The 13567-nt window shown below is 52.3% G+C and carries 20 protein-coding genes; 2 read left to right on the forward strand and 18 right to left on the reverse strand.

The genetic code is table 11. The features are described from left to right. Window positions 1–195: 195 nt before the first annotated feature. The 4 genes from HRU73_RS04940 to HRU73_RS04955 form a co-directional block, all read right to left on the reverse strand. Window positions 196–762: an IS630 family transposase gene (locus HRU73_RS04940; RefSeq protein ID WP_287398789.1), complete on the reverse strand. Its 567-nt coding sequence runs from the start codon at window positions 760–762 to the stop codon at window positions 196–198. A 1-nt stretch (window position 763) separates the two neighbouring features. Continuing rightward, window positions 764–1141: a winged helix-turn-helix domain-containing protein gene (locus tag HRU73_RS04945; protein WP_287398361.1), complete on the reverse strand. Its 378-nt coding sequence runs from the start codon at window positions 1139–1141 to the stop codon at window positions 764–766. 77 nt (window positions 1142–1218) lie between these two features. Continuing rightward, the gene (locus HRU73_RS04950; RefSeq protein WP_287399684.1) at window positions 1219–1626 is read right to left on the reverse strand and encodes a type II toxin-antitoxin system VapC family toxin; all 408 of its coding nucleotides are present in this window, start codon (window positions 1624–1626) and stop codon (window positions 1219–1221) included. Further along, window positions 1627–1875 (reverse strand): FitA-like ribbon-helix-helix domain-containing protein, encoded by a 249-nt coding sequence (locus HRU73_RS04955; RefSeq protein ID WP_011111667.1) that lies wholly within the window; start codon window positions 1873–1875, stop codon window positions 1627–1629. It lies immediately after the preceding gene. A 230-nt stretch (window positions 1876–2105) separates the two neighbouring features. On the opposite strand from HRU73_RS04955, the gene HRU73_RS04960 reads away from it, so the two are divergent. Then, window positions 2106–2378, forward strand: coding sequence for a type II toxin-antitoxin system Phd/YefM family antitoxin (locus tag HRU73_RS04960; RefSeq protein WP_244855631.1), 273 nt, complete (start codon window positions 2106–2108; stop codon window positions 2376–2378). Further along, window positions 2378–2800 (forward strand): type II toxin-antitoxin system VapC family toxin, encoded by a 423-nt coding sequence (locus tag HRU73_RS04965; RefSeq protein ID WP_287399685.1) that lies wholly within the window; start codon window positions 2378–2380, stop codon window positions 2798–2800. Before HRU73_RS04960 ends, HRU73_RS04965 begins: the two co-directional genes overlap by 1 nt. A 7-nt stretch (window positions 2801–2807) precedes the next feature. On the opposite strand, the gene HRU73_RS04970 is transcribed toward HRU73_RS04965, so the two are convergent. The 14 genes from HRU73_RS04970 to HRU73_RS05035 all read right to left on the reverse strand — a co-directional run bounded on the left by HRU73_RS04970 (window position 2808) and on the right by HRU73_RS05035 (window position 13566). Next, complete coding sequence (locus HRU73_RS04970; RefSeq protein WP_287399686.1) at window positions 2808–3776, reverse strand: FecR domain-containing protein; 969 nt, start codon at window positions 3774–3776, stop codon at window positions 2808–2810. A 7-nt stretch (window positions 3777–3783) separates the two neighbouring features. Next, complete coding sequence (locus HRU73_RS04975) at window positions 3784–3978, reverse strand: sigma factor-like helix-turn-helix DNA-binding protein (RefSeq protein ID WP_287399687.1); 195 nt, start codon at window positions 3976–3978, stop codon at window positions 3784–3786. A gap of 72 nt (window positions 3979–4050) precedes the next feature. Continuing rightward, on the reverse strand, window positions 4051–4593 hold the full coding sequence (locus tag HRU73_RS04980) for an IS630 family transposase (RefSeq protein ID WP_353765125.1): 543 nt from the start codon (window positions 4591–4593) through the stop codon (window positions 4051–4053). Continuing rightward, the gene (locus tag HRU73_RS04985) at window positions 4526–4885 is read right to left on the reverse strand and encodes an IS630 transposase-related protein (protein WP_281871569.1); all 360 of its coding nucleotides are present in this window, start codon (window positions 4883–4885) and stop codon (window positions 4526–4528) included. The genes HRU73_RS04980 and HRU73_RS04985 overlap by 68 nt, the downstream gene beginning before the upstream one ends. Window positions 4886–4917: 32 nt before the next feature. Further along, complete coding sequence (locus HRU73_RS04990) at window positions 4918–5196, reverse strand: sigma factor (protein WP_287399688.1); 279 nt, start codon at window positions 5194–5196, stop codon at window positions 4918–4920. A gap of 270 nt (window positions 5197–5466) precedes the next feature. Beyond that, window positions 5467–7743, reverse strand: a complete 2277-nt coding sequence (locus HRU73_RS04995) for a TonB-dependent siderophore receptor (protein WP_287399689.1) — start codon at window positions 7741–7743, stop codon at window positions 5467–5469. 551 nt (window positions 7744–8294) lie between these two features. After that, the gene (locus HRU73_RS05000) at window positions 8295–8459 is read right to left on the reverse strand and encodes a helix-turn-helix domain-containing protein (RefSeq protein WP_502709307.1); all 165 of its coding nucleotides are present in this window, start codon (window positions 8457–8459) and stop codon (window positions 8295–8297) included. Window positions 8460–8559: 100 nt separating this feature from the next. Then, entirely contained in the window at window positions 8560–8937 is a 378-nt protein-coding gene (locus HRU73_RS05005; RefSeq protein ID WP_287399690.1) for a HepT-like ribonuclease domain-containing protein, read from the reverse strand. After that, window positions 8934–9224, reverse strand: a complete 291-nt coding sequence (locus HRU73_RS05010; protein WP_287399691.1) for a nucleotidyltransferase family protein — start codon at window positions 9222–9224, stop codon at window positions 8934–8936. The genes HRU73_RS05005 and HRU73_RS05010 overlap by 4 nt, the downstream gene beginning before the upstream one ends. 390 nt (window positions 9225–9614) lie before the next feature. Then, a complete protein-coding gene (locus HRU73_RS05015) occupies window positions 9615–9932 on the reverse strand; it encodes a CcdB family protein (RefSeq protein WP_287399693.1) in 318 nt (105 codons plus the stop codon). 143 nt (window positions 9933–10075) lie between these two features. Next, complete coding sequence (locus tag HRU73_RS05020) at window positions 10076–10339, reverse strand: type II toxin-antitoxin system CcdA family antitoxin (RefSeq protein WP_287399695.1); 264 nt, start codon at window positions 10337–10339, stop codon at window positions 10076–10078. 168 nt (window positions 10340–10507) lie between these two features. Further along, complete coding sequence (locus HRU73_RS05025; protein WP_287399696.1) at window positions 10508–11551, reverse strand: FecR domain-containing protein; 1044 nt, start codon at window positions 11549–11551, stop codon at window positions 10508–10510. 4 nt (window positions 11552–11555) lie between these two features. Then, on the reverse strand, window positions 11556–12074 hold the full coding sequence (locus HRU73_RS05030) for a sigma-70 family RNA polymerase sigma factor (protein WP_287399697.1): 519 nt from the start codon (window positions 12072–12074) through the stop codon (window positions 11556–11558). A gap of 106 nt (window positions 12075–12180) precedes the next feature. Continuing rightward, window positions 12181–13566, reverse strand: coding sequence for an efflux transporter outer membrane subunit (locus HRU73_RS05035; RefSeq protein ID WP_287399699.1), 1386 nt, complete (start codon window positions 13564–13566; stop codon window positions 12181–12183). Between the last annotated feature and the right edge of the window lies 1 nt (window position 13567).

Raw genomic sequence — 13567 nt, forward strand, 5'->3', positions numbered from 1 at the left:
CCTGAAGACCATAATTCGTGACCCTTTCGTTAGTGTTGATCAAGTAGTTGAAGCGCGTTCAAAACACGCTTTCACCTGATACACCGGATGAACACGAAAAAGGTATCAGCCGAATCGCAGATTTTTTGCGAATTGAAGTATATGCGGCCTGTATCCCCTTATTTGAGGTACGAGGTACTCTAGAGCGTTTCTCGTTTAGTTAGATACATAGCCGGAGTTGGCGAAGTAGTTGCGGCATTCCTGGGGCCGGATGGTTTCAATAATGCGCCCGATGGCGGCCCAGAGAGCATCAAAGGATCGTTCGGCGGCTTTACGCAGGAGGGTTTTGATTTTGGAGAAGACCTGTTCAATGGGGTTGAGGTCGGGAGAATAAGGTGGCAGATAAAGGATTTCTGCACCTTTGTCCTTGATCATGTCCCGGACGCCGGTAACCTTGTGGCTGCTCAGGTTGTCGCAGATGACGATATCACCTGGCTTGAGTGCAGGGCAAAGCTGGGTTTCCACATAAGCCAGGAAAGCTGCGCCGTTCATGGGAGCATCCAGACACCACGGCGCAAGCAGACCATCAAGATGCAGTCCGGCAACGAAAGTCATGGTTTTCCAGTGACCGCCGGGAGCATGGTCATAGCATCGCTCTCCCACAGGGCAGCGGCCATGCCGCCTCGTCATGTCTGTGCTTGCTCCCGTTTCATCAAGAAAGATCAGGCGCGCGCAGTCGCAGGTCTTTTGCCAGTCCTGCCAGACGAGCTTTGCCGCTGCCACGTCAGCACGTTCTTGTTCGCTGGCCCGCAGTGTTTTTTTTATAACTGTATCCCAGCGAGCGGATAAACCGATCAACCGAGGAAACGTGAACACGAACCCCCAAAACCTCTTCAATCCAATCGCGCAACTGCGCAAGCGTTATGCCCTTGTCCTCCAGAAGCTTGCCTCTGACCTCAGCAGCATGGGCTTCCAGCGCATGACGCCGATAGCCCCCGATCCTGCGCGGGGAAACGCTCCCTTCCTGTTTCCACAGGCAGGTTATCTTCGATACAAATGACGGGCTGACTGAATATTTATCAGCAACAGCCCTGATACTCAGACCCTTGTCTGTGTCCGCCACAACTCGGCGGCGCAAATCCTCTGAATAAGCTTTCGGCATCTCTCACCTCCGCCCCTATCCTCTCTTATTTTAACTCACAGGGGAATCCCAACGATTCCAACTAAAAGAAAAACGCTCTAGGGATTAACCAGATCGATCCCGCAATCGACAAAATCCTTGAGGTTACGTGTAGCCAGGCTGGCACCCTTGGATTTAGCCATAGCAGCAATCATGGCATCGAACTGACTGATCGGCTTACCGACGGCCTTACGGGATGCTGCAATTTTGGCGTAGGTATCGGCAGCCGTGCTATCGAAATTCAGAACATGTCCGGCCAGATCTTGATCGAAAATGCTCTGAACGGCATCCAGCAGAGCTGTCTGACGTTGGCCATCAGGTAGTAGACGCACACCGTAGAACAGTTCAGCTCGTGTAACCGTAGTAGTGAATAGCACTGACCGTGGCTGGGCCGCCAGCCATACCAGTACCCGTGTATCTGGTACAGGGCGCAAAATCTCGGAAAGTACAATTGGTATCCAGAACAATCATGCTCCCGGCTCCAAAGGATCACGAATAGCTTCCCGTTCAGGCAGATTCAGCTCGATCCCGCCCAATGGCTCTATACGTGAACGAATTACTTCCACCAGCGAGACAGTCTGCACTGGTTCAGCAGATAACGCTGTACGCAAAATATCCTGTACTTCATCTTCCATGGAACGTCCATGCATAGCAGCACGCACACGCAGCCGGGCCTTGAGTTGCTCATCGATGTTGCGAATAGTCATAGTCGCCATATCAATCTCCTGTTAATCAATGGCTTGACGGTCATTAGCTGGTGTTAAAACAACCAACCATTGTACATGCATCGTACATCAGAAATCCTTGTCTGCCTTCCGGGAAATCAACGAACCCGCACCGTAATTCACCTGAAGATAATGCGATTACCGCACGCCACCAGTCAGGAGATCCGGAGCGAATGAATTCATCATCGGCACATTTGTAGTAACATAACTACATTAACTGTTTGTGGAGGTATGCTATGGCTATTACAACGCTTTCCAGCCGGGAACTCAATCAGGATATCGGACGGGCCAAGCGCGCTGCCCGCAACGGCCCGGTCATCATCACCGACCGGGGTAAGCCCGTGCATGTGCTGCTGTCTTACGACGAGTACCAGCGCATCATCGGCCAGCAGGAAAACATCGTCGATCAGCTCGGCCTGCCATCGGGCATCGAAGATGTGGAAGTGGAGTTCCCCCGCTCGCGCGAACTGGCACGGCCTGCGGACTTCACCTGATGCTCCTGCTCGATACCAACGTCATTTCTGAGCTGCGCAAAGTCCGTGCTGGAAAGGCCGATCCGCACGTGACAACATGGGGCCGGACAGTGCCCGGTGCGAGTCTCTACGTTTCGGTCATCACCGTGCAGGAATTGGAGATCGGTACCTTGCAGGTCGAACGCCGTGACCCGGCCCAAGGCATTTTGCTTCGCACCTGGCTGGAGGAACATGTACTGTCGAGCTTCGCTGATCGAATCCTGCCGGTCGATACAGTCGTAGCACGCCGCAGCGCCGCGCTCCACGTACCCAACCCGCGCCCCTATCGGGACGGCCTCATCGCCGCCACCGCGCTGGTATATGGCATGACTCTGATTACTCGCAACGTAGCTGATTTCGAACCGATGGGTGTCACATTGCTCAACCCATGGACGCCATGCTGACCGCGAATCAACGAGCTTGTACCGTAATCCACCAGGAAGTGGTGCTGCTGATGCGTATCGGCAAGGTCGTTTCCAGCAGACTCAGGCTGGCGGGTATGTCAGTCACCGGGAAAGCACCGGAGACGGCGAGACTGGCAACAGAAGGATCGCAACGCAGGATACCGCGGTGATAGCGGTTCAGTTCGGCGATCAGCTCACCGAGATGCATGTCACGAGCCAGCAGCATGCCATGCTCCCACAGCGTGGTACTGGCTTCCACGGGTTGTACGGGCTGCATGTCGAGTCCGGTAAAGATCATCTGCTCACCTGCACGCAGAACAGTTGTTTGAATGGATACAGCCGGGTGAATTTCGACGGCCCCTTCAAACACAGCGACCTGAGTCCGATCATCGAAATGGCGCACGGTGAAGCGCGTACCCAGTGCGCGCAAGCTGCCATGAGCGGTCTGCACGATGAAGGGGCGCGATACAGGAGACGGATCACGCCCGGTAGTAACGAGAATTTCTCCGGCCAGCAATATGAGACGCCGTTCGACAGCAGTGAAAGCGACATTCACCGCACTGGTGGTATTGAGCACCAGATGCGTGCCGTCATCCAGATCGATGAGTTTCTGTTCACCGGTGGCGGTACGCAGATCAGCCACCCATTCCTGCCAGGGGCTATGCCGCCAGGTGAGCCAGGCAGCAGGCATGGCAAGTGCAAGCAAGCCCAGGCGCAGCATCTGCCGGCGGCCAGGATTGCCCAGATGCGAAAAGGTATCATGACCCAGTTTTGGTGGTACCTGATCAAAAGTGCTCAGCATATTTTCAGCACGTCGCCAGGCGGCTTCATGAGCAGGGCTGCGTTCACGCCAATGTGCCAGAGCCATCCGGTCGCGCTCCGTCGCTTCGCCGGATTGAAGCAGCACAAGCCAATCAGCTGCTTCCAGCAGGATAGCCGGATCGATATCGGGCTCGGGGGAATGGAGCACTGTCATGAATGAATCAATCCAGCATCAGGCAAGCGACAAAGGCTGTGCGCATGTGTCGCTTGATCGTAATGAGTGAAAAACCGGTTTGATCAGCGATCTGCCGGTAAGTCAGCCCGTCGAGCTGGGCCAGCAGGAAAATATCCCGTGTACGTACCGGCAAACCGTGCAACATGGTTTCGATGCGGCACAGCGCTTCCAGGATCAGCAACCGTGTTTCAGGCGAAGGGGTTTCTGTCTCTGGCAGGTGGGCAAGTGCTTCCAGGTAAGCACGCTCTATAGCCTACGTCACATAAAATGATTCGATTTTAAAGAGTTGCTCGACGGTTTTGTTTTGTTGTTTTCTGATTGCTTTGGTTTGAGCCCATTTGTGCTCAATAGGATTAAGGTCAGGTGAATACACTGGCAGATATTCAAGCGTATGTCCGGCTTGTGTGATTGCATTTTGAATATCCAGCCTCTTGTGAAAGGTCGCGTTATCCATGACCACGACTGACGCTGGCGGGAGTTTTGGCAACAGATCGTGTATCGTCCAGCCGAAAAAAGTATCTGCATCGATATTGCTTTCGAACAATCCCACCGTCAGCAGACATTTATCGATTAATGCGCCGATGACATTGACACGGCCTCTTGCGTGCCAATCACACACTCCATGACATCGCTTGCCAATGGGCGCGTACCCGTGTGTTCGTGGCATATCGTGAGCAAAACCACTTTCATCAATATAGACGATGACACGGTTTTGAGCTTGATACGCTTTAATCGTCTCCTGGAAGATGCGCCGTTCGTCTTCGTCCGCTTTGGGATGCTGCAGTGTTTTTTTTATAGCTGATGTTCATACGCCTTAGTGCGTGGCCGATACCTTTTTCGCTCACACCCAGTCGACGAGCCCGTTCGGCCTGATAGGCGTCTGGAAATTCCCGTACATCACGAGCCAGCGCAGCCATGTCGATCTTCGTTGCCGGTTTGTTACGGGTCTCCTGAGGAACAGGATTTTTTATCCAGCGTGTCACGCTGGCAATTCCTACACAAAAACGGGCTGCCGTTTGCACAATGGTGAGTCCTTCCTTCTCTCGAACTGATAAAACTTTGCGGCGAAATGAAATGGGATAAGTCATCTGTAAATTATAATCAATCTATCTGAGCTTCGCTATACATCCTGTCGCCGCCAGTGATCGATGACCAGACCCTTGGCAATGTGCGTCAGCAACGCACGCGGTTCCTCACCCAAATGTACCGGCATTCGCCGTGAAACCATGACGCGCAGAAAAGTATCGTGCGCCAGATCAGCTGCATCACAGGCATTACCCAGTTTGCGACGCAGCCAGCCATACAACCAGCCGTGATGGTCGGTATACAGAACATGGATTCGGTGTGCTGCAAGGTCAGTGGCCGGCACAGCGCCCTCTTCGTCATCGGTTATGCACATGTGCGAACACAAAAATAAAATGAGAACGATTCTTATTTTATAAGGTAAGGTGCCCGACTTGCAAGACTGGTTTTATATATGACCAGACACCCAGTCAGGGCAGCAGACTCGCAAACTTTGCTGATCTGAGGGAACGAATACTGATAGCACAGACAATCGAGGAAATGTTTGATGCGTGAGTAGTTCGGGAAATGACAGGAGTTTCTGCCGGATTTTGCAGGAAGAAGTCCTCCGGGCTCTATTCTGAGCCCGGAATATCAAGCTAAAACGTTAAAACATCGTACTGACAGAAAACGCAACAGTCCTCGGTACGCCTAAATAATTAGCATCTTGCCAGTAATTTTTACCAGTCAGGTTAATGACATTCAGACGTACGGTTAGTGCTTTATTGAGTACACGGGTAGTATATCGTGCGCCGATATCGTACAGGGTATAACTGGGAATCTTGTCGGTATTGGCCGCATTGCCATATCTCTCGCCGGTATAGTAAATCCCGCCGGTCAGGCTCAACCCTGGGATCCATGGCAGTGCATATTCCGCATAAATTTTGCCCATCCGGGAAGCAGCATTGACCGGTTTTTTTCCTTCCAGAGCAGGATCATCGGCTTTCTCTACGCTGATATCCATCAGGGTGCCGCCTCCCATGATAGTCAGATTGTCGGTTACTTTTCCGGTCAGGATCAATTCCACCCCGTTATGTACTTGCAAACCATCCTGAACGTAAGTGGGGATAGGCATAGCTTGATTTGAAAATTGATTGGCTTTCTCGATTCGGAACAGCGCAGTACTCAATAATAAATTAGGATTGACATCGTATTTCAGACCCACTTCATATTGTTTACTGACGAGTGGTGGGAATACTTCCCCAAAATTAGTATAGGTATTACCTACTCTCGTTCCTCTTTCAAGTGCTTCCATATAAGAGACATAGGTGGTGACATCTTTAATCGGTTTATACAGCACCGAGACGGAGGGGGTCAGCGCAGATTTTTCATATTTAATACCATCGCCATAAAAACCGGATGCTTTATTCATGGTAGTAGCATAGTTGAATCCGATCATCGCAGACCATTGATCATTGAAAGTAATATCATCTCCAATCAAAACATTATTATATTGATCAATCCAGGGAGATGATACGGTTCCCTTTCCGAAAGATGCTCCCCAATCCGGCTCAGATAAGTTTTTAACTTCATTTAACGAGAGGCTTGTACCAGACCGAAGAACAAAACCATTACCACGCAAAAAGTATTCATAATAAGTAGAGGAATAACCTAAGGTTAGTTTATGGTCGACAGCAAACGTTGAAAATCGCGTATCCAGGTAGATATAACCCCCATAATTTTCATGCTTTTCCCACGGGGCGTTTAACATTCTAGGAATAAAGGTCCTGTTCGCTTGCTCATTTAAATATATTTGGTTGGTTCTCATATTAGTATGTTGATAGAAGAAAGCACTTCTAAGGGTGAAATACTTACTGGGATCCCAGCGCAGGCTGGTGTAAGCTTTGTGACTTTCCAAGTCATTAGATGCCCATTTGGGAGAATAGCGTTTACTGGTATCGACCCCAGTTCTTTCTATCACACTATTAAATGTTGGTTGTGTTGCTTCTTTGCTGTAGTCGTTATAAGTATATTTGACATCCGCGTAGAGGGTATCGGTAAGATGACCATCCAGCACGATGTTGGCGACTTTCTGTTTTACGGGCTCACCTATAGCGGTATCTCCGCCCTGATAGAGCAGATTGGCCCGGTAACCGAAGCGGCCCCGATCATCGAATTTTCCACTGATATCAGCATGGCCATAAAACTGAGTACCACCGTAGTTACCAAACGTCAGCCTTCTGAGCGGGACACTGGTTGGGCTTTTGGTCACGTAATTTATTGCCCCGCCTACTCTGCCGCCACCATAGAGAAAGCCTGAGGTTCCGCTGAGAATTTCGACTCGATCGATCTCGATGACGGATACGGCAGAGCCGTTCCCAAGAGCAAGGGGTATGCCATCATAAACGGGATTGGACGAATAAAACCCGCGCATGACGACCATAGGTACACCGGTAAAATTCTGAATAGGTGGTTCCTGAGTCAGGGGATTCATTTTAAAGATCTGTCCCATATTCTGGGCATTGATATTTTCGATCAGATCAGAAGGCACAACGCTCATCGAATAAGGGGTATCGCGCAAGCTGCGTTCATCCCATAAGCCAATTCCGCTGACATTACTAACTAGATAGCCCTCTTCTGCTGTGCCTTGTTTCAGGGAATCTGCTTTTACGGTCATCGTGGGCAGCACCGCCTTTCCATCAGCAGCCGGATTCCTGGTGGCCGGTATTTTATGCAGGGTATACCCTCCGCCCGGTTGCCTGATGACCTCTATATTGTTACCGGCCAGCAGCAACATGAGCCCCGCTGAAACATCATGGCGACCACTCAGCCCTCTGGTCACCCTGTTGCTGATCAGTGCAGGATCATAGGTCAGATTCACGCCTGCAGTGCGAGCGAAGCGATCCAGCGCGCTATCCAGCGGGCCGGCAGGAATATCAAACATTCTGGTATCGGTTTCAGCCGACGCCGCTGCATTATCTTGTGCCTGTACAGGCTGTATAAAGCTGGTACCACTCAAGACAAGAAAACCCGGTATCACGCTGCACAGTACCGCAGCACGCAACAGCCGGATCAAACCAGAAATGGATGTAAAACAACGAGTGATGATACGAGGATGAAAGATAGTCATATTATTTTCGGTAGGTAGGTTAATGATCAACAAACAAGGCTCCCACCTGATAGGTCGATCGAGAATCGAAATCCCCTCACCTTTTCCGAAAAATTTTTCTGACGCTTCTCCTGTTTTTATTCAACGAATAAATTTACGAACCATTTAGGAACCTCTGCAAAACTATCTGCGTTGCCATTTCTGCGTTAAAAGTCGGCTCAGAATATTCATTTATTACGTATAAACTCCGCTTCTTCGCCGACTTCTGCCTTGAACTGACTGCCTCGCTAACGTTTTTCAGAGGTTCCCTTACTTATCGCCAGGACAGCGATGCAGTTCGTACCTTACCGTATCCTGTTGCACTATAAAACGGAAAAAATCGTATGCTAAGGCTGCACTGAGGCAGGAATCCAGCGATAAAGCGTAGGAATGGACACGCCAAGGTTCTTGGCCACGTCCCTGGGCGGAACGCCGTTGGCCAGCAGCTTCATTGTCGACTCGATCTTACTGTCGGTCATCTTGGGTTTGCGGCCTCCCCTGCGACGTGCCACTCACCTTGTCCTCGAAGATCTTTTTACATCCGGCCCTGGTCAAGGCTTCGCGTTGCAGCTACAGGTTCTGATCTTGCGTCGAGATTCACGTATAAGCCAATCAACATGGCTTGTCTTTTGCTTCATTGTCGGCGTCCTGGCGCACGGCGGGCAATTGCTTGAGCAACTCCGGCAGTGCTGCCTGCACGGTGTCCCACACCACATCGAGGTTGATGTCGAAGTAGCCGTGGGCGATGCGGTTGCGCATGCCGCGCATATTGCGCCACGGCACTTGAGCATGTGCCTGGGCAAACTCGGCATAGCCATCCATCACCTTCGTGACAGCTTCGCCGATGATGATGAGGCTCATGATGACGGCCTGCTGAGTTTGCTTGTTCTCAAGGAAATCCTCTTTGGCCAGGCCCTCTACGAAGCTGCATGCGTCGGTTGCGGCCTGCTGTATGTGGTCGAGGTAATCGAGCAGGCGGCTTTCGCTCATATCGGTCGCGCCTCCGCGAGTACCTTGGCCCGGAACTTTGGCGGCAGGTCGCCGGGCGTCAGCAAATCAACGTGGAGGCCGAGCAGTGATTCCAGCTCGACTTGCAGACCACCCAGATCGAACAGTGTCGCACCAGGCAGCGCATCGACCAGCAGATCGAGGTCGCTGCCATCGTGGTCGGTGCCATGCAGCACCGAACCAAAGACACGCGGGTTCGCGGTGCGGAAGCGGCCTACCGCTTCACGCACTGCGCTTCGTTTCATGTCAAGCATAACAGACGGTCTCATGGGCATCCTTTTTTATCAAAACTCGTTGAGATGGTATGCAATCAAGAATAGAGCTTCAAGAACTATTTTCGAGAATCACAATACCTCGATTTCCTGTGCTGCGCCGCCTCACGCATTAAGGAACCTCTGCACGAATCCCACATGGTCGCACACTGTGTTTTGCGGATGGAATGTAAGGCGAGTGAGGCAGTGAATGGCTGCTCCCTTCACAACGAACTCAACGCTGCAGTCCGTCTGAAAAACCAGTGCCCTAAAGGGTTGTGGCAAAATCATGCGCTCGCTGTGTCGCGCTCCTCGGCATCGTAGAATAGCTACGACCTTCGTCGCGCTTCTTGCGATCATCACGATTTTGCCTGCAATGCGGCTCATGGAGGATCGTGCAGAGGTTCCTTAATATCCGTGAAACAAAAAATCGAGTGCACTGGTAATCTCGGGTTGCATATCTCGTAACGACAGCACGGGCATTGTAAGTAGTCGCCGGGGGATAGCCCCCATTTTTGGAGTTTCCAGCAGAAAATCCTGGCCTTTGATCGTTACAACCGGAGTCAGCCTGCCGGGTAATTTAACTTTGGGGAAGTGCTCAAGGCTGCGCAATGGAATGACCATGCAGCTATCCAGCACATCAAGCAGATCGCTCTGGACATCCAGCAGATAAGGTGTCGTAGCGGCGTAACTACCCGGGTTAACATAAACATCGAAACGTGCCACAAGGAAGCCTCCAGAAAACTACCTGCGTTGTCATTTCTGCGTTAAAAATCGGCTCAGAATGCTCATTTATTACGTATAAACTCCGCTTTCTTGCCGATTTTTGCCTTGAACTGATTGCCTCGCTAATATTTTTTAGAGGTTCCTTAGAAACTCCCCCACTCGTCCAGTGGCAGATTCTCAGCTTCGATAGTGGCATTGTAGGCAGTAATAAAATCCGCATGTTCCTCACGCCAGCGGCGCTCTTGCTCATGACACACCACTTCACGCAGGTAAGTATCGCAGACCTGAGAAATATTGATATCCAGTTGCCTGGCAGCGTCCAGTACATCAGCACTCAAGCTCAGATTGATTGCACGTTTGCCAGGTCGGCCAGATTGGGTACGACGGACAGACTGTATCGTTGGCATTGATGTCTCCATGCGTATAATAATATGTGCATAGCCTAACCCGTATTATTCATTGTGTCCATGGTTTGCAACAAAACGATCAAGCCACTGGATTGCTTCAGCGTACCATTTCGCAAGGACAGCGATGCAGTTCGTACCTCACCGCATCCTACCGCACTCCTATCTCTGTTAACGATATAAGCTCTTCGGACCCACTATCACCCAGAAACGCGTGCGATACATCACGCTGACCGGCTGCGTCTGTGCAAGAAATTGCAGTGCCTTATCCGTATCTTTCACATGAAAAATACCCGATATCGGCAGATCGGCCACACGTTCGTCACAAACGATGTAACCCGGACGATAGCGTGACAGCTCAGCTACCAGATCGGCCAGCCGGATATTTTTACCGGCAATGACACCACTGATCCAGCCATCTTCCTCGAAATACCGGTCTGCTGCAGGCAGGATGCTGCTTCCGGTCAGTCGGCGGCTCTCACCCGCCTGCACGATGGCTGACGAACCACCGGCAGATGGATGCAACTCCACCGCGCCTTCCTGCACACTGACGCGGGCATGTTGCTCATCCAGCCGTACGACAAAACGGGTACCGAGTGCCTGCAGTTCACCGAATGGCGTATGTACCCGGAACGGACGCTTCCTGCCGATTCGGGCCGATACTTCGCTATCGGGGCCGGTAGTGATATGCATCTCACCTCGCTGCAAGACGATGAGCCGCTGTGCTTCCGTCAGATCAAAGCTGACCGCACTGTCGGTATTGAGCACGACAACCGTACCATCGGTCAGATGGAGTACACGCTGTTCACCCGTGACGGTACTGGCATCCGCCAGCAGACGCTGCCAGGGAGTATGCTCACGCACAGTCCAGCCGGTTGCGATGGTAATACCCGCCAGAGACAGCAGTTTCATCGCATTTCTGCGGCTCAGTTTGCGTGACTGGCGTCTGCTGTCCACTTCCTGCAGTGTATCGAATGCCAGTCTGGAAGGAAGACTCCTGCAGTCATTCCTGAGATTATTCAGAGAATCTACCCGTTGCCAGGCAAGCCTATGCAACGGATCGGCGTGCAGCCACTGGTCGAAGGATTGACGGGTTTCAGGTGTGGGATCGTTATAATCGAGTCTGATTGACCAGGTGATGGCAGCTTCAATGATGTTTTCAGGAAGAGAGGCAGTTTGTGGCAGATTTTCCTGATCGACGGACGGGTGTGTCATCCGGTCATGCTTCGAAATGCAATGCGTAACACTGGCGCAGTGCCTTGGCAATATAGCGCTCGACAGTCGCCACGGATACGTCCAGATGTTTTGCGATCTGCGAACAGATCAGCCCATCGATCTGTGCCAGCAGAAAGGCGGTGCGTACTGCCGGTTTGAGTGAATCGAGCACCCGGTCTATCTCGACCAGCGTTTCCAGAAAGATCAGGCGGCTTTCAGGGGCAGGCGTTTCGGGTTCAGGCAGAACTGCCAGTATCTCCAGCCAGACCTGCTCCAGCTCGCGCCGACGCCAGTGATCGACGACCAGGCCACGGGCGATGGAAGACAGATATGCCCGTGGTTCGTGTATCTGGGAGGGTTGCCGGCGAGTAAGTACCCGCATGAATACATCCTGGGCAATATCTGCTGCATCGAAAGTATTACCCAGCCTGCGATACAGCCATTTCTGCAACCAGCCATGATGATTATTGTACAGATCATGCGCTTGCTGCCACGTTACCAGCTTGACAACCGGGATGGTCATTTTCCGTCTTCCGATCAGATGATATTAATGAGAATAGTTCGCATTCTATAAGATGTACGATTGGCCTGCAATGCAATCTCGAATAGATGGTCACTACTTTCCACGGTCACAAAACATTCGGACGGGCATCAGCAACAGTCTTCCACCCGCCTCCCAGCGCCCGGTAGAGCGATACTCTGGCCTGCAGAGTCAGCAGTTTGAATTGCACAGCATTGTCCAGCGCAGCATAAAGGGTGCGTTGCACGTCGAGCAACGTCATCAGAGTCTCCGCGCCCGCCTTGTAGCGTGATTCAGCCAGATCGAACGCCCGCCGGGCCTGGATGAGCTCCTGCGTTTGTGCGGTTGCCTGCAGGTCGTAACCCGTTACCGCATTGAGCGCCACTTCGACATTGCCGAATGCACTGATGATGACACTGCGATAGCCGGCCAATAATTCCTCATGTTGAGCAACGGCCAGATCACGTCCGGCCGCCAGCCGGCCCGCATTGAAGATCGGCGCCATCAGACCAGCCGCAACACCGTAGAGAGGGCCATCGAGAGGTGTCACGACTCCCATGCTGGCAGTCAGCTGCAGACTTGGGAACATGGCCGCACGGGCAGCGATGATGCTGGCATTTGCTGCTGCCAGTTGTGCTTCAGCACTGGCGATATCCGGCCGGCGCACCAGCAGATCGGATGGCAATCCGGCACTGATGGAAGGTACCTGCAGCGCATCGAGCCGGCTGCTTTTCACGGTAAACGTGGAAGCCGGCAGACCCAGCAGCACCGCCAGAGCGGTTTGCGTATCGCTTGCCTGCTGGTGCAGAGCAGCCAGGAAACGCTGTTGTGCAGCCACCAGTCCGCGTTGTCGTGCCACATCCAGCAGCGTAGCGGCACCTGCCCGCCGGCATGCTTCCACCAGTGTCAATAAACGGCTGGCATTATCCAGATTACGCTCGGCAATATCGATACGCTGACGCAATGCCGTTGTCTGCAGCCATAGCTGGGCCGTACCGGCAGTGACTGTCAGTGAAACCGTATCGTGATCAAATTCAGTGGCGCGCAGAATCGCCCGTGCGGCATCACGCCGTGCACGATTCTTGCCCCAGAAGTCGATTTCATAGCTGGCTGCCAGCCCACCGGAAAAAGTATTGTCGTGAAACACATTGTCACCACCATATTGCCCTCTCCGGCTGAAATCGGCATTGGCAGACAACTCCGGCAGTAATGGTGCGCCGGCAATACGGGCGGCAGCTTCGGCCTGGTGCACACGCGCCACCGCGGCTACGACATTGAGACTCTGTTTTTGCGCCTGAACGATCAACAGCTCCAGCTCTGTGCTACCGAAACTGCGCCACCAGTCGCGCGTGACATCCGGCGCAGCAAGATCAGACGTTGCGCGCCACTGTGCCGGTACATTGATGGCTTCCGATGGCATATTCGATTTCGGCGCAGTCAGGCTGGTACAAGCAGCCGGTAACCACACCAAAAGAAATAATACGACTCTGTTCATC

The organism is Nitrosomonas sp. H1_AOB3 (assembly GCF_015709435.1).
GTDB lineage: Bacteria > Pseudomonadota > Gammaproteobacteria > Burkholderiales > Nitrosomonadaceae > Nitrosomonas > Nitrosomonas europaea.